This is a genomic window from Brucella intermedia LMG 3301 (assembly GCF_000182645.1).
Classification (GTDB): domain Bacteria; phylum Pseudomonadota; class Alphaproteobacteria; order Rhizobiales; family Rhizobiaceae; genus Brucella; species Brucella intermedia.
This window is the reverse complement of the sequence record NZ_ACQA01000002.1, coordinates 1,621,347-1,641,808: the sequence shown is the minus strand read 5'-3', so window position 1 is coordinate 1,641,808 and position 20,462 is coordinate 1,621,347. Positions and strand designations below refer to the sequence as shown.

The following is a 20,462-nucleotide window of genomic DNA, read 5'->3' as shown; positions in this document are numbered from 1 at the left end:
GCGTGAAGCAAAAGAGCGGCTCGCGCCGCTCCTTTTTCCTTATTTCTGTTTCAAGACCGGCAGTGACTCCACTGCTGTCGGAATCTTGATCGTCAGAAGTTCCTTGACATCAAGGTCGAGGTCCTTGAGGGAAACTCCCCGCAGGATTTGTTCCTCATAGGTCTTGACGTAGTACACGTCATTCTTCATGTCGGCGACCGTCGACAACTGCGTATAATCAACAGGCTTGTCTTCCTCACCCGCTTCGCCCTGAACAAGGCCGATCGGGATATCGAAACTGTTCAAAATGTGTTCCGCCAGGCGCACGCTCTCGATGCCGCTTCCTACGCTGCGAGCCGATAGAAGATTGGCGCTGGCACGAACAAAGCGCGACGGTGGCGTCATATCGCCCGGTACGCCGAGCATGCCAGATCCCTCGCCCAGCTGCTTGATGGTTTCATTGTTGATTTTCAGCGCCTTGACATTCTTTGGCGACAGATTCACGTAGTTGCGCAGATTTGTCATATGCCAGTCGAATGTAGGCGCGTTGGTCAAGACACTTAGCGGATTGTCATAGACCTTCAGCTTGCCATCGACCGGTTCAATCACTATCGACGCGCCGGTTGTGTCGTGCAGCGTGTAATGGACCGGTGGGACGAAGCCCATATCAGACTGCTTGACGCCCACGACGGCTACCGTTTCGAGCGCAGCTTTCACTTCTGCCACTGTCGAGAAATTGCCCAGCGCCCAGCTCAGGAAATCCCATGGGCGAGGCTGTTTTCCGGCTTTACAGAGGACGGATCAGGATACTGCGCAAAATCCGGGAAATAGAGGATGCCACCCGCAAGACCTTTTTCGTTCATGCCATCGATCAGTGCCGGGAGGCCAAAGGCGTTCATGCCTACAGCCGCATACTTGGCATTCCACGTCTTCCCTGCGGTATCGGCCGAAAGCTGCGAAGTCATTTTGAAGTTGCGCGGGATCATGATCATTTTGGAATCGATATTAAAACCCAACTCCATCGTGCGCCCGTAAACGAAACTGCCGTCTTTTGTCGGAAGAATGAAACTGGTGCATGCATAAGCAGCCTGAGGCAGGATAAGACCTGCAGTCACAAGCGCTACAGCAACGCCGCGCGCCAACATTCGACGGGAAGATTTCCAGATTGAATAACTGCCAGACATGCTTTCTCCTCGCACCAGCGGCGCCTTAAAAAATAAGTGCCGTGCAGGGAGAAAAATGCAACCAAAAGTAATGATTGCCTCCCCTTAACGAAACTGAATCAACCAGCGTGGTTATACGCATCAAGTATTACCGGAACAAGTTAGAACGCATGTTTTGGTTAATCGTAAAATTACTAACTGATTATTGTTTATGACTTATGATTGAAATATTAGGTAAATGTAATTTATTGGCTTAGTACTAGCAGGGGAACCTGCTCAGAAAGCCTATGCAGGGTGCCTGGCGACTGGAAAACCCAATTGGCGGTTCCTAGCTTTGGGAGCCGTAATTCCATCGGGTTCTTCAGCGCACCTTGAGGGTCACTCACCTATGTTCTGATATTCCACATCTGGATGATGACTGTCGTGGAGTGGCGTAACAGGCGAGAAGGTTCCCTAACACCGCCCGATCACAACGAACTATCAAGCTTAGGGTGAAACGGGCGGGACCCCGACTGGCACCTGTTTACCTCATCATCGCCGCCACGTTGCCGCCATCAACGGTTATGACAGCGCCAGTGGATGCGCGTGCCTGCACCAGATGCAGAACCGCCTCGGCAACGTCCTCGCCAGAGACTTCACGCTTCAGCAAATTGCCGCGCATATAGACTTCCGGGGTCACACCACGTGCCCGCGCACGCTCATCGACCATTTCGTCGGTCATCAGGCCCGTGCGTATTCGATCTGGATTGACCGCGTTTACCGTAATGCCATCAGCGGCATGCTCCAGGGAATATTGACGCATCAGTGCCATCAATGCCGCCTTCGATGTGCCATAAGGGCCGAAATCAGGCCCCGGGTTTACGGCCTGCTTGCTGACATTGAACACGATGGCACCGCCGGTGCCTTGCTTCTGCATGACCTTGATCGCAGCCCGCGCAATATAATGATGGCTCCAGAAATTGAGATCGAACGCAGCCTTGAACAGATCGTCATCGACAGAGGTCAAAGCGCCCTGAAAAGCTGCACCCGCATTGGAGACGAGTATATCAACCCCGCCAAATTTTGCGGCGATCTGTGCAAGTGCATTGTCCGCCGCAACGGGATCAGTCAGGTCACATGCAAGGGCAAAGCCACCCAGCCGCTTCGCTTCCGCGGCTACACGCTCCCCATCGATGTCAATCAGCGCAAGTTCCGCACCCTGATTTTTCAGTTGCTCCGCGATAGCCAGACCGAGACCGCCTGCTCCGCCTGTCACGACCGCCACCTGCCGAGTGAGCGGCTTTTCGGTCTGCTTGGTAAGCTTTGCCTGTTCCAGTGACCAGTATTCGATGTCAAAAAGGTCTTCTTCGGAAAGTGCTTCAAAACGGTCGATACCTTCGGCACCGCGAATGACCTCAATCGTCGCTTCGGCGACGTCCGCGCAGACGCCAGCGGATTTCTGCGTGTTTCCAGCCGCAAAAAGTCCCACACCCTCGACATAGAAAACGCGCGGCATCGGATCGAGCATCTTCTTGCCGCCGCCGACACGCGCATTGTTACGCTCGAAATAGGCCGTGTAGTCGGCCGCATAGGCGGCCACCGCCTCTTTTACGCCGACTGTCCACGCTTCAAAGTTATCGGCTTCCGGCCTTGGCAGCGCCACGCCATAGCGCTTGATATGAATGACATGTTCTGGTGTCGCATTCCCGCACCGCACCAGATCCGCGATGTTCGGCGCACCGCAAAAATCAAGAATATCGTCATTAGAGCGGTGCTCGAGAATGAAGCGGCGCGGCCGTCCCTCTCCCCTGCCAGGGAGTGCAATCGCTCCACGCAATAGAGGTGCGATTTCCTCCGCCGAGGCCAGGGTTTTAGCCGATCGTGCTGCGCTCGCCGTTCCGAATGGGCGTGACCTGCCTTCCGCGATGCGCTTTTCAGCACGGTCAATCGCGGCAATCATATTTTCATAGGCTTCACGCGGGTCCTCCGACCAGGTGAAAATACCGTGCTTCAGCAAGATCATGCCGGGTGCATCGGGCCTTGCGGAAAATGCCTTCAGACACGCCTTCGAAAGATCGAAGCCCGGCATGACATAAGGCACGATAATCATCTCCGGGAATAGTTCCCGAATGATCTCTTCGCCCCGCGGCTGATTGGTAAGCGCCACGATCGCGTTGGCGTGCGTGTGGTCGACATGCTTGAATGGCAGGATCGCATGAAGGATGGCTTCCACGGATGGATTGGGCGCTGCGGGATCGAGCAGCAAGCGGCGTTGCAGCATGACCATATCGTCATCCGACAAGGTTTCGTAGTTCACCATCGCTTTCAACGGTTCCAGATGCAGAGCGGGGAGACCTGCCGGCTCAATCCTGCCCATGTCCCACCCACTGCCCTTGACGCACAGTACGGAAACTTCACTGCCGTCATGATCAATCAGCGTGGTCTTGACCGAGGTGTTGCCGCCGCCGTGCAAAACCAGCTTGGGCTCGGAACCGAGAAGACGCGTGGTATAAGTACGGATCGCGACATCGCGGTTCACGCCTGCCCGTTCATACACACCGACAATCCTGTCGAAATCCGCTTGTGACCAATTCGATTTCATCCGCCGTTCCCTTAGCTGCAAGCCTGCGCATTGAAGTGCAGACACAAAGGCGCCATCGTGGAAAACCTCGCATTTTCCACGGCGCAACAAAGACTTGTGGAGATTCCTCTTCCTCTCATATACAATTGACACCAATAACTGACATTAGTCAACTCGATTGATTGTCGTGTTGATCGAAAGGGTTTTCTGTGCAACTCAGGAACAACAGAGACAACAGGAAACGAGTATGACATCGGGCGCTCAAACATCGTCTACGCATGCTATCCCGGCCGAGTTCGATGACGCCGTTGTCTGGGCAGCCTGGCTTTATTACGAGAACCAGCTGACCCAGAACGAAATCGCGCAAATGATCGGTGTTTCGCGCGCAACCATCGTCAACTATCTGCAGGAGGCGAGGCAGAGAGGTGTCGTGCGCATCCTGATGAACCCTGAAATCGCGACACGCACGCATATCGCTCGCAAATTGGCGACGCGGTTCGGGCTGGCGGAGGCACTCGTCATTCCATCCGAAAAATCAATCACCGCCGAAGCTCGCCTGAAAGCGCTGGGCGCGGGCGGAGCGCGATTGATGGAGCGTATGGTGAAGCCCGGCGAGACTATCTGCGTCTCATGGGGACGCACGGTACTCGCCATTGCCGATGCAATTTCGCTGCCGCAGCCGATGGAAGGGCTCACGATAGTACAGGTCACAGGCTCATCCATCGGCAAACGGGAGTTTTCCGCAGAGCTTTGCACCTCCATCATGGCGCGCAACATGGGCGCCACCAGCATCAACATGCTGGCCCCTGCCGTGCTCAGCACGGCTGAACTACGAGATGCGCTGATGGGCGAACCTGTACTCCAGCGCCAGTTCGAACTGATCGGCCAGGCCGACATGATTGTTTTCGGCGTCGGCGGTCTTGCTGCCGAAAGCACGATGCGCATTGCGGATGTGACCAGCAATGACGAAATCGACGCTTATGCACGTGAAGGGGCGGCGGCGGTTCTGATCTGCCGCTTCCTTGATCGAGACGGAAAGCAGATTGTCCGCGAGCTCGACCAGCGCGTCATCGGCATCGAGCTTGATGAACTGCGTGGCGTCCCGAACAGGTTGTGCGTTGCAGGTGGCGCGCAAAAGGTCGAAGCAATTCGCGCTGTTCTGGCGGGCGGGTATGCCACGCATCTGGTGACCGATATGGAGGCTGCCGAACGGCTCCTTGCTGATTAGAAGGCGGGGCGGTCTTCTAAACCCACCCGCCTCTGTTAAACTATTGCCGGACAGGCACGGTGTTCATGAACGCCAGCGTCTCGTCGAAGGAGCGAATACCCGCATCCGAGCCGAGGCCTGTTGCAACGAGCGCGGCCGACGCCTGAGCGAAGTTCAAGGCCGCTTTCAAATCCATCTTGTGATGCAAGGCCGCAATGAAACCGGCATCGAAAGCATCGCCGCATCCGGTGGTATCCACGACTTCGATCTGGAAAGCAGGCTGGCGCACGATTTGGCCTGATGCGTCCATGAAACAGACGCCGTCACCGCCGAGCGTGAATACACAATGCTTCACGCCACGCTCAAGAAAGAAGACGCCTGCGCCCTCAACATCCTCAGCACCCGAAATCTGCTTCGCTTCCTCGATGGAAGGCATGAAATAGTCGATATGCGGGAAAAGCGGAGCAATCAGGTCGAGAGTGCCATCATTTGCACCGAGAAGATCGAAGGTCGTCGTTCTTCCGCGTGCCTTCGCTTCAGCAAGAAGCTTTCGGCTGGGTTCGCCATCAAGCTTGGCCAGAAGACCAGTTCCGCCAAGATGGATGATCGGCGGCGCCAGCACTGCATCCAGCGCACTGTCCGCAATCTCGAAATGGTCCGATGCCCCGCGTGCATGCAGAGCCGGACGATCGCCGTTGTGGCGAATATTCAGGATGCTCGCTGAGGTCGGCACGCCTTTGAGACGTTGCATCTGCGCGGTATCGACACCGAACCTTTGTAGCGTCGCAATGACGAAATCGGCTTTCTCGTCGTCTCCAACGGCACCGACGGCCAGACAGTTGAGACCAAGCTTGGCCAGATCGACAACCGTACCGCCAGCGGTACCCGCGACGGTCAACCGAATTTCATCAATGAATTCGACATTCCCGCCCGGTGGAATTGCATCGACCGGTCGACCGAGCACATCAAGAATATAAAGCCCTACGACCGACACATCGTGTGACATGAAACCCTCCCAGAAAATACGTGAGGCCGCACCTGTGCTGTGACAGAAAAGCGCGGCCGATTTGATTTCAACTGCGATTGCGCAAGGCGAAGATCGTACCGGCAAGCAGGATGAAAATGCCCACAATGGCAAGCTGCAGCGTGCTCGGAATTCCCACGAAGATCAGAACGTTGCTGACGATCGTGATCAAAAGCACCCCCAACAGTGTTCCAATCACCGAACCGGAACCACCCGTAATTCGCGCACCGCCGAGCACGACAGCAGCGATGATTTCAAGTTCCATACCGGCAAGATCGAATGGATTGGCGAGACGATTGCTTGAGACGTGAACCACGCCCGCAATACCAGCCAGAAGCCCCGCATAGGCGAAGACGAAAATACGCACGCGGAAGAGATTGATGCCAAGTCGTTCGGCTATGCCCGGATTGCCGCCGACAGCGAAGATTGCCCGTCCCATCAACGTCCGCTCAAGGATGAACCATGTTACCAGCGCGGCGGCAACGAGAACCAGAACCGTGGCTGGTAGTACTGAAACGACGCCGTTCGATGCGTGATGGGTAAAGAGCGAGGCCTTGCCGAAAGCATCCATTGCCGCCGGAATATTCATGAACAGCGCAGTGCCGACAAAGGTCAGCAGAAAGCTGCGGATGACATATTGCGTTCCGATGGTGACGATCAGCGAGGGCGCTTGCAGTTTCTGGACGAGGAGGCCGTTCAGAGCCCCAAACGCCGCGCCGCCCAGAGCCGCAAGGATCAGGGTGATCGTCATCGGCATTTCAGGGAACCAGTTCGTGACCAGCATGGTCAGAGCATACATCACAAAGGCTGCAATAGCCGTGAATGAAACGTCGATCCCACCGGAAGCGAGCACGACCAGCACGCCCATCGCAAACAATCCTCTCACGACGGAAGCGCGTAGAATATCCACGATATTGCTCATCTGAAGGAAATCAGGATTGGCACCGATAACCACCAGACAGGTGACGATAATCAGAAGCAGTGTGAAGATTTCTGGCCGGCGCCCCAGCAGATCCCAGAGACGCGAGCCAATGCCGCCCCGACCCTTATCCGAAACCGAAGCAGATGCGATCTCAGTCATTGTGCCACCTCCTTCGACGTGCTGGCCATGGATTGGTAGATGGCATCTTCGCTCAGGTCCTCGGCAGCGTGCGTAGCGACGATACGGCCCTGACGCATGACGAGAATGCGGTCACAGTTCTGCAAAAGCTCCGGTAAATCATCACTGATGATAATGACGCCCATACCATCATCAGCCAGACGCTGGATGATACGGAAAATCGTGTCCTTCGAGCCTACATCCACCCCCACCGTCGGACCATGCAGGATCAGAAGCTGAGGGTTGATCGTCAGCCATCGGCCGATCAGAACGCGCTGCTGATTGCCTCCGGACAGGGACTGCACCGGTATGGTTACGTCCGGCGCGACGATCTGCAGGTCGGCAACGCTTTGCTCGGCGACGCTACGCGCACGCCGGACGCTAATCACGCCAAGCGCATTGCGCAACCGGTCGAGGATCGGAAGGGTAATGTTGTCCTGAATCGGTTTCTCGAGGAAAAGACCTTCAGTCAGCCGGTCTTCCGGCACGTAACCGATCCCATATTCAATGGCTTGCGCCGTCGACTGCGGTGCGATCTCCTGCCCGTTCAAGCGCATCTTTCCGGTTGTTGCTGTTTTGACACCAGCAAGAGCGAGCGCAAGCTCGTTGCGGCCCGAATCCAGCAGGCCAGTGATACCGAGGATTTCACCTTTTCTAAGCTTGAGTGAAACATCCCGAAATGCCTTGCCATCGCCAAGCTTTTCGACTTCGAGCATGACTTCGCCAAGTTTCGGATCCGTGCGATAGCGTGTTTCGCTGATTTCACGACCGGTCATCCAATGACTGAACTCCGCCTTGCTGTGCAAGGCGACATCAAGCTCGGCAACCTTCAGCCCGTCGCGCATGATGATTGCACGCCCACCAAGAGACTTGCACTCATCGAGTTTGTGCGTGACGAACAGCACGGCCACACCCTTGCTGCGAAGGCGTTCCACCACATGCAGCAGGTTTTCAACTTCCTGGCGGGTCAACGATGTCGTGGGCTCGTCCATGATGACAAGGCGTGCCTCGGAAGCGACCGCGCGCGCAATGGCGATCAACTGGCGCGTTGCCAGCGGCAGCGTGTCGGTTCGGAGCGAAAGAAACGCATTGTCTGTAGGCAAATGCACTTCCGCAAGCGCCCGCCGCGCAGTTTCGTTCAGAAGCGAAATATTCAACCGGCGGGCAAGACGCCCGGAAGCTTCAACGAGTTGTTCGGTAAATGCTACATTCTCTGCCACTGAGAGATTGGGTAGCAGCGACAGATCCTGATAAACAGTTTCTATTCCTGCACGAAGCGCTCCAATAGCGCCAAGATCGCCAGCCGTTGCACCGGTCGCCTCGCCGTCGATCAGTATCTGCCCCTCATCGGCGGGCTGTGCGCCTGAGAGGATTTTGATCAGCGTGCTCTTGCCGCAACCGTTCTCTCCCATCAAATGGTAGATTTGTCCGGCCTCAATTGTCAGGCTGACGTCTTTGAGTGCTTTTACGCCGCCAAAGGATTTCTTGACGTTTCTGACCTCTAGAAACGGCGGCGCAGAATGTGTCGTTGTATCGGTGGCGAGCATGGCGAATTCCTGAAATTCCGGATGGTCCCTCCAGGGCCGCTGTGGTGCGGGCGGCCCTGGAGGTCAGCGTGGCGCGTTGCTTCGTAGTCAGAACGGGAAGTTCTTGTAGTTGGACTTGTCCGCATCAACCCAGGCCTGGCCCTGGATGATGATGCCCTTGCCCGGCCCCTTGATGACGGTCATCTTCTCGTAACCCGGAACACCCAGATCCATGCCATCCTTGATTTCCTCGCCCTTGAGAACGAGATCGGAGACCTTGTTCATGACGTAGCCGGCATCCTTCGGGTCCCAGAAAAAAATCTGGTCGACAGCACCGCTTTCGAGATATGGACCGGTATCCTTCGGAAGCCCGAGACCGAACACGCAGGTCTTGTCCTGCAGTCCCGCTTCCTCCACGGCACGACCTATGCCGATCACATCGATAGCGGACGATCCCTGAAAGCCCTTGATATCCGGATATTTACGGAGGATTTCCTTGGCCTTTTCATAGGCCCGGTTGGCATCATTGAAGGATTCGTTCTTCTCTGCCACCAGTTCCATATCGGGATACTGCTTGGCGTTTTCGGCACCGGCATCGACCCATTGATTATGCGTGAGGCTGCCAAGCGATCCCACGAACGAGGTCCACTTGCCCGATTTGCCCATGCATTCGGCAAGTTTTTCATTTATACGCGCGCCGAATGCCTTGTTGTCGAAGGCTTCGATATCGACATCGGTATTCACGAGGCTGTCACCCTCATGGGTGATGACCTTGATGCCGCGCTGTGAAGCGCGGCGTAGCACGCCTTCAAGTGCAGAAGGGTCCATCGGCACAACGGCAATCGCCGAGACATTCTTGGCAACGAGGTCTTCGATGATGCGGGTCTGCTGCGCGGCATCAGCCTTTGCCGGGCCCACCTGGCTGGCGCTCACATTGGCATTGTCCTTGCCATAAGCATCAACCCCTTCGTTCATGCGGGTAAACCAGTTTTCACCAGTAACCTTGACTACCGTCACGATGGTCGGCTTGTCTGCCGCGAGTGCGGCGCCGGCCATGACTGTTCCCGCAAGCATCGTGCCCGCTATCAGTTTGGAAAACATGCTCATAAGACTCCTCCATTAATATAAGCAGATTGTTTTTTGGGTCCTCGGCTGGCGGCTTCATCCCGGAACCGCAGCCTTGTCGCTATTGTCTTCTGGGCCGCAGCCAGTAGCTGAAGTGCATGCGTGCCGATGCCAGAAGCGCCATCAGCAGAACACCCCAGGCAAGATCGCGGAAGAAATTCGAGATATTCATGAAATTGAACAGGCTTGAGAGTATCTGCAGAGCCGTAGCGGCCAGAAGCACACAGAGTATCTTCCCGCAGCCGCCCTCCGGCTTCACACCGCCCAAGACGGCAATCAGGATCGCAATCAGGACGTAAGACCCGCCATAATCCCACTTCACCGAAGAGTTGCGCGCAGCAATGATGATCCCCGCAACTGAAGCAAGAAGGCCGCACAGCGTATAGGTGATGAGAAGCATGCGCCTTTCATTGATACCGCCATAGCGAGCCGCCTTGGCATTGCTGCCAAGTAGCATCAGTTTCACGCCGAAAGGCGTGTATTTGAGCAGGAATGACAGCGCCAGAGCGATAGCGATAAACAGCGCAAAGCACATCGGAACGCCAAGAACGGGCATGTTGCCGAAATTATCGAGCGGCTCGATAAAGCCCATGCTGACGGCGGAGCCGTTGGTCAGGAACACGGCAATGCCGGTAAAAAGAAGCTGGGTTCCGAGCGTTGCGATCAATGGCGTCAGGCGCGCATAGGCAATCACGATCCCATTGATGACACCGCCGATCAACCCGACGACCAGCGCCAGACCGGCAAATACCCACGAGAAAAGCAGCGGTGCATCGGCAGCCGGAATATAATGGCGTGTCAGCAGAAACGCGACGATGCCGGAAAGATTTGCCAGCGCGATGCCCGAAAGATCGATACCGCCATTGCCTGAAATCATCGCCAGCATGACACCGAAGGCCAGCAGTCCCAATTCGGGAACCTGCGACGCCATCGATTGCAGGTTATAGCTGTCCATGAAATTTGAACCGGCCAGAAAGCCGCCCGCCGCCAGAACGGCGACATTGATCAACGCCAGAAACAGCGTCTGTCGATCTAGGCTGTTCGATGACACGTCCATCCTCCCGCTATCGAAGCATTTCTCGTTCTTCAAACCCTGCCGCCTCCTGACAGGTGATAGCTTGAAGACCGCCTCCACATTTTGACATTTGTCAGACAGTTCTGTCTCTTGTCAACACATTTCCCCTCAACACCGAAATCTTCTCAAAAACGGGAGATCCCTCAGCTGGAAGCGCAATCACGGGCCAGATCTACACTCAAAACCTGCCGATCCGTCTGATTACACTTAACCCATTGAATAGGAACGTTATTGTCGCCGCCCAGCTACCGTCAGGGCTGATGTTGCTTTTCCCCTTTTTGTCCTTCTTACATGAAAGGTTGACATTTGTCGATCATTTATCGAATATTGTCAAAACGACGGCGAGGCCGTTGAAACCGGCGGCAGAACAACTGCCGCCACCGGAGGAAATGCATTGGAACTTCTGCTGGATGTGGAGGGGCTGAAAAAGTCCTTTGGCGGCGTTGCCGCCTTGCGGAACGGACGCCTCCAGTTGCGGCCCGGCTCGGTGCATGCACTTTGCGGGGGCAACGGCGCGGGCAAATCCACCTTTCTGAAAATTTTGATGGGCATTCACGCCCGTGACGAAGGTCATATCCGGCGGCGCGGAAAAGAAGTCACATATTCCAGCCCTGCTGAAGCGTTGCAGGCGGGCATCGCCATAATCGAGCAGGAGCTGAGCCCCATCCCGCACATGACCGTGGCGGAAAACATCTATCTGGGCAGAGAACCGCTTCGTCGTTTCGGCGGCATCGACTTCAAAACGATGAACCGGAATGCCCAAAAACTTCTCGACCAACTCGAATTCAAAATTCGCGCCAATCAGTTCATGATGAATCTGTCCGTCGCCCAGATTCAACTGGTTGAGATCGCAAAAGCGCTCAGTCACGACGCCGAAGTCATTTTCATGGACGAACCGACGTCTGCCATTGGCGAAAAGGAAGCCCAGCAGCTTTTTGCCGCGATCGAACGGCTGAAAGCGAGCGGCAAAGGGGTCGTTTACGTCTCGCATCGCCTGTCGGAAATTTTTCAGATTGCCGACACCTATACCGTGTTTCGCGACGGCAGCTATATCGACAGCGGCGATCTCGGAGCTATCACGCGCGCAGAATTGATCCGTTTGATCATCGGACGGGAATTGGGTGACGAATACATCAAGACGAATGTCCCGACAGAAGTTCCAGGCCTCGAGGTCTTGGGCCTCAGCGCACCAGGCAAGATAACCGATATCTCCTTCACCGCGCACAAGGGTGAGATCTTCGGCATCTACGGATTGATGGGGTCGGGTCGTTCGGAAATATTCAACTGTCTTTTCGGACTGGATAAAGCCTCCCAAGGCGCAATCCGTCTGGAAGGTGAGACGATAAGCATCCGGCGTCCCTCGGATGCCATGGCGCTCGGGCTCGCCTTCGTGACGGAGGACCGAAAACTCACCGGACTCAATCTTGGCGACAGCGTTCGCAACAATATCTGCCTTGCCAGCCTGCCCGAGATGAGCCCGCATTTTGCAATGAACCGACGCGAGGAATCGTCAGCCAGCAGGGCAATGATCGAGCGTTTCAGGATCAAGGTCGCGCATGACACGATGGCGGTTTCCGGCCTTTCGGGTGGCAACCAGCAGAAGGTCGTACTTGGAAAATGGTTCCTGCGAAGCCCGCGCGTTCTGCTGCTTGATGAACCAACGCGCGGTGTCGATGTCGGCGCAAAACAGGAAATTTACCGCGTCATCTGCGAATTTGCCGCCGAAGGCGGAACTGTAGTCATGATCTCATCGGAGATCGATGAGGTTCTCGGCATGTCCGATCGCATCATGGTCATGCGCGGGGGACAATCGGTTGGCATTTATCGCAGGGCGGAAACGAACGCGCAGACGCTGGTGCATCTTTCGACATGAAGATTGACACGGAAGCACCGCGTATCGGTTGAGACCAAGGAGATAGAACAGTCGCCTGCATCAGCACTTGCGGCCGGTTCTGGAGAGGTAGAACAGTGTCCACCACAGAGAATAATTCACCAACCAGTTGGTTTGGCTCCGAACGTCGCAGGCTGGTCGTTCAGGAATATGGCATATTCATCGCCTTCCTGCTTCTGGCCACGATCCTCTCGTTCTCCAACGAGTATTTCCTGACAGCAGGCAATATTTCCAACGTTTTGCTGCAAACCTCCATCAACGGCATTCTCGCCATCGGCATGACCTTCGTCATTCTGACGCGTGGCATCGACCTCTCCGTTGGCTCTGTGGTCGCATTGGCCGGTATCGTCAGCGCCAGCCTTGCAACCACGTCGGCGACGGCAGGCATTGCGGGGGCTCCATATTCACCGTTCATAGCCATTCCCGTCGGCCTGCTCGTGGGCATCGGCTGTGGCGCGCTGGTCGGCACGATAGTCTCACGCTTCGCGGTTCCGGCATTCGTGGCCACGCTCGGCATGCTTTCCGCAGCGCGCGGCCTGACCTTGATCTACGGCGGCGGCAAGCCGGTACCCGCCCTTGTCCCGGATTTTCGCTGGATTGGAACCGGCAACATTCTCGGCGTTCCGGTTCCTGTCATTCTGCTCGCGATCGTGTTTCTGGTATCATGGTGGATTCTGAATCGCTCGCGGTTCGGCCGCTATATCTACGCTGTTGGCGGCAATCCCCACGCCGCGAATACTTCTGGCATCAACATATCACGGGTGCGCTTTTCTGTTTACGTCATCTCCGGCGGGCTGGCCGGCCTTGCAGGCATGGTCCTGTCGGCCCGCACCGGATCGGCGCTGCCGCAAGCGGGTATCAGCTATGAACTCGATGCCATCGCAGCGGTCGTCATTGGCGGCACCAGCCTGTCGGGCGGCGTCGGGCGCATCACGGGAACACTCATCGGCGCGCTCATCATCGGTGTCATGAACAACGGTCTCGATCTGATGGGTATCCAGTCCTACTACCAGCAGGTTTTGAAGGGAGCACTCATCGTAGGCGCGGTCATGCTTGATCAGAAACGCAACCAGGGCGCCTAGAGCAGGCCTCCCGAAAGCAGGAAACGGTTTCGGGGTAAGGACATGCGCAAAAGCAAACGGAAGGGCATTTCTTCCGATTCAATTCAAACGGGAAATTGCCTAGCCGCACCGCCCCCATTTTCAAGAACGGCATACTGATCGGTATGCCAAATCAACAAGGAGGAGATTGCAATGAAAAAACTGTTGATCGCGCTCGCTGCGGCGTCCGCACTAATCGTTACGCCATCACTGGCACAAGACAAGAAGCTCAAGATCGGCGCGGCGCCTTACGGATTGAATGCCGAGTTCATGCAGGTCTGGTCGGAAGCCCTGAAAAAGCATCCGGCGGTCAAGAACGGCGAGGTTGACCTGACTATATTCGACGGGCGTTATGATGCGCTGGTCCAGCAGGAACAGTTCAATACGATGATTACGCAGAAGTTCGACGCGATCATCTTCGTGCCTATTGATATCGAGGCAGGTGCTACCGCCGTTCAGGCCGCCAGCGACGCAGGCATCCCGGTTGTAGGTTCGAACACACGCGTCAACTCCGATTTGCTCGCGGCCTATGTCGGCTCCGACGATACGGTGTCGGGCTATATGGAAGCCAAGGACGTGCTCGACAAGATCGGCTGCAAGGGAAATGTCGTCATCCTTGAAGGACCAATCGGCCAATCCGCACAGATTTCCCGTCTGGAAGGCAACAAGAAAGCGCTGGCCGAATGCCCGGACGTGAATGTTCTTGAAGACCAGACTGCGAATTGGTCTCGCGCTGAAGCGCAGACCCTTATGGAGAATTGGCTGACCGCACATCCCGGTCAGATCAAGGGCGTGATCGGCCAGAATGACGAAATGGCGCTCGGAGCGATCGAGGCGATCAAGGCCGCCAACCTCAAGGTGAGTGATTTCGCAATCGCCGGCATCGACGGTATTACCGATGCACTGCATGCGGTCAAGGAAGGCACGATGACTTCCATTCTGCAGGATGCAAATGCGCAGGCACAAGGCGCTCTCGACCTTGCGATCTTCCACGCCAAGAAGGGCGAGTACAAGCCTCAATCCGATATCTGGGCGCAGTATCCGGATATGCCGTTTAACGACGGCAAGAACAAGAACTACAATGTTCCATGGACGCCCGTGACCGCTCAAAACGTCGACAAGCTCCTGGAAAGCCGCAAGTAACGCTGCCTGGGCGGCCCCGCCACTTATCGTGAAAGTCATGATAGGGATGCCGGGCCGCCAGGCTCACAAACCAGACTCCCGAGGCACAAAATGTCCGATCAAGCTCCCCAAATTGACCTGAACTTCCCGCTTTCCGGAAAAATTGCAATCGTGACCGGAGGCGCTTCCGGGATCGGTGCTGCAATATCCAGAGCTTTCATCGCCAAAGGCGCCAAAGTCGCAGTGCTCGATATCAGCGCTGATATTGCGAAAGCCAAAGCCGCGGAACTCGGCGAAAACGCAAAGCCGTTCGTTTGCGATGTTTCGAGCCAGCAGTCGGTCAATGACGCAATCGCAGCGGTCAATGATGAGTTCGGCACAATCGACATTGCGGTCAATAGCGCAGGTGTCGTCTATCTGGCTCCCGCAGAAGAAATTTCGCTCGATGAATGGGATAAGACCATCTCCAATAATCTGAAAGGAAGTTTCCTCGTTACTCAGGCGGTCGGTCGCGCCATGATCGCTGCGGGCAAGGGCGGCAAGATCATCAATCTCGCCTCTCAGGCAGGCACAGTCGCTATTGAAGAACACGTCGCCTACTGCGCGTCGAAGTTCGGCGTCATCGGCATGTCGAAGACCTTCGCAGCCGAATGGGGCAAGCATGGAATATGCGTCAACACACTTTCACCGACCATCGTGCTCACGGAACTCGGCAAGAAGGCCTGGGCCGGTGAAAAGGGCGAGGCCGCAAAGAAGCGTATCCCCGCAGGGCGTTTTGCCTATCCAGAAGAGATTGCCGCAGCAGCCGTATTCCTCGCATCTGCAGGAGCCGACATGATTACTGGTGCCGATCTCCTGATCGACGGCGGCTATACCATTCTTTGAGCCCAGCGCTCATTCATCTTACAGGAGATATCATGCAGCGCTTCATCAACAATCCGGACGAAGTCGTGGAAGATACCGTGAAGGGTTTTGTCAAAGCTCATTCCGACATCGTCCGGCTCGCGGAAAACCCGCGTGTCATTGCTGCGAAAGATGCCCCCGTCGCCGGCAAGGTCGGTGTCGTTACAGGTGGCGGTTCCGGTCATGAGCCCGCTTTCATCGGTTACACGGGGAAGAACATGCTTGATGCGGTAGCGGTGGGGGAACTGTTTTCCTCGCCAACCGCCAAGAGTTTTCACGATGCCATACGCGAAGCAGACGGCGGCAAGGGCGTTGTCGTCCTTTATGGCAACTACGCGGGCGACAACATGAATGTGAAGATGGCGACCAAGTTGGCCGCCAAGGACGGCATCGAAGTTGCGACAGTCGTCGCGAACGACGATGTCTGTTCAGCCCCTGCCGACGAACGCGAAAAGCGGCGCGGCGTTGCCGGCGAGATTTTCATGTGGAAGGTTGGCGGCGCAAAAGCGGCAACTGGAGCCGCGCTGGAGGAGGTTCGCGCCACAGCGCAGAAGGCCATCGATAACTGCCGTTCGATCGGTGTGGGGCTCGGTCCATGCACGCTGCCTGCCGTCGGTCATCCGAATTTCGAGATCGCGCCGGGAACGATGGAAGTCGGGATCGGGCATCACGGCGAGCCTGGGGTGCGGGTGGAGCCGCTCAAGCCCGCAGCCGAAGTCGCAAAAGATATGTGCCAGATCGTGCTCGATGACTACGAACTTGCTGAAGGCACCGAAGTGGCCGTGCTTATTTCGGGTCTGGGCGCAACGCCGCTGAACGAGCTTTATATCCTCAACGACACGATTGAATCCGAGATCCGGGCACGCGGACTGACAATCCATCGCACTTATATCGGCAATTATTTCACTTCGCTTGAAATGGTCGGCGCAACGCTGACGATCATGGCGCTGGACAACGAACTGAAAGAACTGCTCGACGTGGAAGTGCGCTGCACCACCATTCTGTAAGGAAGAGACCTGTGCAAACACTCAATAACGCAAAAGCCGGAGACATCGTGCTGGCAATGGCCGACCGGATTGTCGAGAACCGCGCCTATCTCAGCGAGATCGACGGCAAGATCGGTGATGGCGATCACGGCGTCAACATGGCCAAGGGGTTCAACATGGCCGCCGAACGACTGAAGGGGAAGAACGAGACACTGGCCGCTTCTCTCGATACGCTTGGCACAGTGCTCATGACCGAGATCGGCGGCTCGATGGGGCCGCTTTACGGCGTGATGTTCACCGAATTTGCGGAAAAAATAGACGGGATCGAGAATATCGATGCGGCTGCGTTCAGCCGCATGCTTCACGCCGGGCTTGAAGGTATCCAGTCAATCGGCTCTGCAAAGGTCGGTGACAAGACATTGCTGGACACGCTCGTGCCTGCCATCGAAGCTTTCGATGAAGCCACCGCTGCCGGAAAGTCATTTGCCGAGGCCCTCGAAGCTCTCGTCTTAGCCGCTGAGAAAGGCCGGGATTCGACGATCGATCTGGTGGCGAAGATCGGTCGCGCCAGCCGTCTTGGCGAAAGGTCGCTGGGTGTTCTGGATGCCGGAGCGACATCCTGCGCCATTATCCTCAAGGAACTTTCCGACGGCGCACGGGTGCGGTTCCAGTAGGGATTACCGACGATCAGCAGGCCCGGTGTAAAGCCAGGAACCGGGCCTGCTGTTTCCGCGCATTCTAAAAAACTCCAAGCAAAACCGTTGTATTGCCAGGCAACCCGACGATAGAGCAGTCCGGTTAAGACAGGTTCAGCAGAACCGCTCAATCTTCTGTTTTTACGCATTATCCAACACAAAACCGCTTCGCACTTTTGTTGGATATGTTTAGAAGGAAACAAGAGGTTCAGTGCAGAGAACATGGCGCCAAACGGAAAAACAACCGCAAGCAAGATTGGACAGGTGGAACCGACCCACGGCATTCCGCTGCGCTATGGTGACGATCCGTACGTTTGGGCGTGCTGGCTCTATTATGAAGATGGGCGCACGCAGGGTGAAATCGCTGAAATCATGGGGATTTCGCGGGCTACCGTGAACAGCTATCTGGCGGATGCCCGTAGCCGTGGCATCGTCAACATCTCGATCGAACCCGCGCGCCTCGGTTCCCTTGCAATCGCGCAGGAACTCAAGCGCCATTTCGGATTGAACGACTGTCTGGTAGTGCCAAATGATGACGGCGCGCAGGCGCTTATCGACCGGCTTGGAACCGCAGCTGCGCAAGCAATCGCCAAGCTTCTAAAATCCGGGGATACGCTCGCTGTCGCCTGGGGGCGGACGGTCCTCGCTATCGCTGAGAACACCCGCATAGCCAATCTGCAGGATGTGACCGTCGTTCAGGCTACCGGTGGAACACGCGCCAGTTTCGCTTACACCCCCGAATTATGCGCGGCAGCCATGGCACGGGCGACAAATGCGCATCTCGTCAACATCACAGCGCCAGCTATCGTATCCAGTGCTCACGTCAAGGCAGCAATAGTCGGAGAACCGATTATTGCGGAGCAGTTCCAGGCATTGGACCACGCGAACAAGGCGTTGTTCGGTATTTCTTCGCTCCGACCGAATTCCACGATTCATACCAGCGGCTTTTTCGAGAACGTCTCCATACAGGAATATCTGGCCAAGAATGCCGTCGGCGTCGTCGCCGGGCGCTTCATCGATTCTCATGGACAGCCTGTATCAGGCCCGCTTGACGACAGGACCATCGGTATTACGCTCGACAGGTTGCGCAACATCGACATGCGCATCGCAGTTGCAGGTGGTTTCGACAAAGTACCTGCAATTCTCGCCGCCTTGCGGGGCGGTTATATCAACATTCTGATTACCGATGCCGCGACAGGACGCGGTATCCTCAACGCGGATGGCGTGACTGAAATCGACAGCAAGCTTTCGCAGAAGCTGCGTGCGGAGCCGGCCCACGTGTCCAGCCATTACCGCACGCATATCAAGAAGTTTCTGAACAGTCCCGACGATGTCGTGGAGGAAATGCTTGATGGCGCCACCAGAGCGCACCGGTCCTATCTCGCTCCTATCAACGGATCGAAACGCGCGCTCGTCGCACGGACCGGGCCCCGACAGGGAAAAGTAGGACTGGTGATTGGCGGCGGGTCCGGGCATGAACCGTGTTTTCTGGGCTATGTCGGAAAAGGGCTTGCCGATGCGGTAGCCATCGGGAATGTCTTTTCCTCGCCTCCCCCTGCCCCAATTCTCGAATGCGCCAAGGCCGCCTCCGGCGGAGAAGGCGTCCTCTTCGTCTATGGCAACTATGTCGGGGATGTCATGAATTTCGAGATGGCGGCCGAAATGGCGCAGGAAGCTGGCATTCCCACACGGACCGTTCTGACAACAGACGATATATCGTCGTCCCCAGTGGAGGATCGCGACGGTCGGCGCGGCGTAGCGGGAAATTTCTTCATCTTCAAGGCAGCCGGTGCAGCGTGTGACCGCGGCATGTCGCTCGAGGCATGCGAAGCGGTGACGCGCAAGGCCAACCGAAGAACCTTTACGATGGGCGTTGCGCTGGAGCCCTGTTCCCTGCCCCAGACACGGCGCCACAATTTCGAAATCGGCGCTGAAGAAATGGAGATCGGCGTGGGTATTCACGGCGAACGTGGCGTTGTTCGCGAGAAAATGATGTCCGCCGATGCCATTGTCGATCACATCATGGACCGGATTTTCAGTGAGATGAATGCATCGCCGGGAGATCGGGTGGCGGTACTGGTAAATTCGTTCGGCTCAACGCCGCTGATGGAACTCTACATTTTGTTCCGACGCGTCGAACAACGGCTGAGCGCCAAGCAAATAACAATCGAAGCCAATTGGGTAGGCCACTACTGCACATCGCTGGACATGAACGGAGCATCTATATCCGTCATGCACCTCGATCAGGAATTGTCCGATCTCTTGTCGCATCCTTGCGATACGGCTTTTCTGCGGGTCAACTGATTAAAGCCGCTTTCGGCGGTTACATGAATTCCAGATTGTCTGGGAGGTACAAATGCAGGAAACTGCAGCGCGTCGTCTAAGCCGAATGTTCCAGCTCATTGCCTTTTCGATGAAGGAGGAAAAAGAACGACTTTCCGATCTCGACGGAGCAATTGGCGATGCGGATCACGGCATCACCATGGTGCTGGGCTTTTCAGCCATCAACAGCGCGCTTGCCAAGTTGGATTTGGAGCACATACTCCCTTCCGAGATTTTCGCCGCAGCTGCAGCCGCTTTTCTCGACACCGTGGGCGCTTCCACCGGTCCCCTCTATGCGACGGCATTTCGCCACGCTTCCAAGGCCCTTAAACCGCGCGAAAGCCTCGACGCCGAGGACCAGGCCGGCATCGTCGAGGCGATCACACGAGGCATTCAGGAACGCGGAAAGGGACAACGTGGCGATAAAACCATGCTGGATGCATGGATACCGGCGATGGAAACGGCTGTTGACGCGCGAACGCACGGCTTGAGCAGCCTGGAAATGTGGAACAGAATTCTCGAAGCAGCTGAAAAGGGTGCGGATTCAACCCGTTCTATGGTGGCCGCACGGGGCCGCGCTGCTCGTTTGGGTGAGCGCTCGCTTGGTCATGTCGATCCCGGTGCTGCTTCTGCGGTCATCATCCTGCGCTCCATGCGGGACAGCTTCTACGAAACCGTTTAAAGC

General features: G+C 56.2%; 15 protein-coding genes and 1 pseudogene. 9 read left to right on the top strand and 7 right to left on the bottom strand.

Annotated elements, in window-relative coordinates; all coding sequences use genetic code 11:
• Positions 1-39: 39 nt before the first annotated feature.
• Positions 40-1,163, bottom strand: a pseudogene (locus tag OINT_RS20095) (linear amide C-N hydrolase).
• A 502-nt stretch (positions 1,164-1,665) separates the two neighbouring features.
• On the bottom strand, positions 1,666-3,723 hold the full coding sequence (locus OINT_RS20090) for a bifunctional aldolase/short-chain dehydrogenase (protein WP_006471928.1): 2,058 nt from the start codon (positions 3,721-3,723) through the stop codon (positions 1,666-1,668).
• Positions 3,724-3,949: 226 nt separating this feature from the next.
• Between OINT_RS20090 and OINT_RS20085 the strand changes: the two genes are divergently transcribed.
• Positions 3,950-4,930, top strand: coding sequence for a sugar-binding transcriptional regulator (locus OINT_RS20085; protein ID WP_006471929.1), 981 nt, complete (start codon positions 3,950-3,952; stop codon positions 4,928-4,930).
• A gap of 40 nt (positions 4,931-4,970) precedes the next feature.
• On the opposite strand, the gene OINT_RS20080 is transcribed toward OINT_RS20085, so the two are convergent.
• The 5 genes from OINT_RS20080 to OINT_RS20060 all read right to left on the bottom strand — a co-directional run bounded on the left by OINT_RS20080 (position 4,971) and on the right by OINT_RS20060 (position 10,734).
• Positions 4,971-5,915: a carbohydrate kinase family protein gene (locus OINT_RS20080; protein WP_006471930.1), complete on the bottom strand. Its 945-nt coding sequence runs from the start codon at positions 5,913-5,915 to the stop codon at positions 4,971-4,973.
• Positions 5,916-5,982: 67 nt separating this feature from the next.
• Entirely contained in the window at positions 5,983-7,014 is a 1,032-nt protein-coding gene (locus OINT_RS20075) for an ABC transporter permease (RefSeq protein WP_006469743.1), read from the bottom strand.
• Positions 7,011-8,579 carry a sugar ABC transporter ATP-binding protein gene (locus OINT_RS20070; protein WP_006469742.1) on the bottom strand — a complete coding sequence of 523 codons (1,569 nt, stop codon included), beginning with the start codon at positions 8,577-8,579 and terminating at the stop codon, positions 7,011-7,013. The genes OINT_RS20075 and OINT_RS20070 overlap by 4 nt, the downstream gene beginning before the upstream one ends.
• Positions 8,580-8,666: 87 nt before the next feature.
• Entirely contained in the window at positions 8,667-9,665 is a 999-nt protein-coding gene (locus tag OINT_RS20065) for an autoinducer 2 ABC transporter substrate-binding protein (RefSeq protein WP_006469741.1), read from the bottom strand.
• A gap of 79 nt (positions 9,666-9,744) precedes the next feature.
• Entirely contained in the window at positions 9,745-10,734 is a 990-nt protein-coding gene (locus OINT_RS20060) for an ABC transporter permease (protein ID WP_006471931.1), read from the bottom strand.
• 418 nt (positions 10,735-11,152) lie between these two features.
• Here OINT_RS20060 and OINT_RS20055 point away from each other — a divergent pair, with 418 nt between their 5' ends.
• The 8 genes from OINT_RS20055 (at position 11,153) to dhaL (OINT_RS20015) (ending at position 20,459) form a co-directional block, all read left to right on the top strand.
• The gene (locus OINT_RS20055; protein WP_006469739.1) at positions 11,153-12,631 is read left to right on the top strand and encodes a sugar ABC transporter ATP-binding protein; all 1,479 of its coding nucleotides are present in this window, start codon (positions 11,153-11,155) and stop codon (positions 12,629-12,631) included.
• A 95-nt stretch (positions 12,632-12,726) separates the two neighbouring features.
• Entirely contained in the window at positions 12,727-13,731 is a 1,005-nt protein-coding gene (locus tag OINT_RS20050; protein WP_006469738.1) for an ABC transporter permease, read from the top strand.
• A 171-nt stretch (positions 13,732-13,902) separates the two neighbouring features.
• A complete protein-coding gene (locus OINT_RS20045; RefSeq protein ID WP_006469737.1) occupies positions 13,903-14,892 on the top strand; it encodes a substrate-binding domain-containing protein in 990 nt (329 codons plus the stop codon).
• A 90-nt stretch (positions 14,893-14,982) separates the two neighbouring features.
• Positions 14,983-15,756: an SDR family oxidoreductase gene (locus OINT_RS20040; RefSeq protein ID WP_006469736.1), complete on the top strand. Its 774-nt coding sequence runs from the start codon at positions 14,983-14,985 to the stop codon at positions 15,754-15,756.
• Positions 15,757-15,788: 32 nt separating this feature from the next.
• The gene (locus tag OINT_RS20035) at positions 15,789-16,781 is read left to right on the top strand and encodes a dihydroxyacetone kinase subunit DhaK (protein WP_006471932.1); all 993 of its coding nucleotides are present in this window, start codon (positions 15,789-15,791) and stop codon (positions 16,779-16,781) included.
• A gap of 11 nt (positions 16,782-16,792) precedes the next feature.
• Positions 16,793-17,434 carry a dihydroxyacetone kinase subunit DhaL gene (dhaL, locus tag OINT_RS20030; RefSeq protein WP_006469734.1) on the top strand — a complete coding sequence of 214 codons (642 nt, stop codon included), beginning with the start codon at positions 16,793-16,795 and terminating at the stop codon, positions 17,432-17,434.
• Positions 17,435-17,677: 243 nt separating this feature from the next.
• Positions 17,678-19,759 carry a bifunctional sugar-binding transcriptional regulator/dihydroxyacetone kinase subunit DhaK gene (locus tag OINT_RS23195; RefSeq protein ID WP_006469733.1) on the top strand — a complete coding sequence of 694 codons (2,082 nt, stop codon included), beginning with the start codon at positions 17,678-17,680 and terminating at the stop codon, positions 19,757-19,759.
• A gap of 52 nt (positions 19,760-19,811) precedes the next feature.
• Positions 19,812-20,459, top strand: a complete 648-nt coding sequence (dhaL, locus tag OINT_RS20015; RefSeq protein ID WP_006469732.1) for a dihydroxyacetone kinase subunit DhaL — start codon at positions 19,812-19,814, stop codon at positions 20,457-20,459.
• Positions 20,460-20,462 lie beyond the last annotated feature (3 nt).

Excerpts from the sequence above, each read along its gene's own strand:
- OINT_RS20075 (WP_006469743.1), bottom strand. The coding sequence starts at position 7,014 with ATGACTGAGATCGCATCTGCTTCGGTTTCGGATAAGGGTCGGGGCGGC.
- OINT_RS20065 (WP_006469741.1), bottom strand. The coding sequence starts at position 9,665 with ATGAGCATGTTTTCCAAACTGATAGCGGGCACGATGCTTGCGGGAACA.
- OINT_RS20080 (WP_006471930.1), bottom strand. The coding sequence starts at position 5,915 with ATGTCACACGATGTGTCGGTCGTAGGGCTTTATATTCTTGATGTGCTC.
- OINT_RS20085 (WP_006471929.1), top strand. The coding sequence starts at position 3,950 with ATGACATCGGGCGCTCAAACATCGTCTACGCATGCTATCCCGGCCGAG.
- OINT_RS20035 (WP_006471932.1), top strand. The coding sequence starts at position 15,789 with ATGCAGCGCTTCATCAACAATCCGGACGAAGTCGTGGAAGATACCGTG.
- OINT_RS23195 (WP_006469733.1), top strand. The coding sequence starts at position 17,678 with ATGGCGCCAAACGGAAAAACAACCGCAAGCAAGATTGGACAGGTGGAA.
- OINT_RS20045 (WP_006469737.1), top strand. The coding sequence starts at position 13,903 with ATGAAAAAACTGTTGATCGCGCTCGCTGCGGCGTCCGCACTAATCGTT.
- OINT_RS20090 (WP_006471928.1), bottom strand. The coding sequence starts at position 3,723 with ATGAAATCGAATTGGTCACAAGCGGATTTCGACAGGATTGTCGGTGTG.
- OINT_RS20040 (WP_006469736.1), top strand. The coding sequence starts at position 14,983 with ATGTCCGATCAAGCTCCCCAAATTGACCTGAACTTCCCGCTTTCCGGA.
- OINT_RS20070 (WP_006469742.1), bottom strand. The coding sequence starts at position 8,579 with ATGCTCGCCACCGATACAACGACACATTCTGCGCCGCCGTTTCTAGAG.
- dhaL (WP_006469732.1), top strand. The coding sequence starts at position 19,812 with ATGCAGGAAACTGCAGCGCGTCGTCTAAGCCGAATGTTCCAGCTCATT.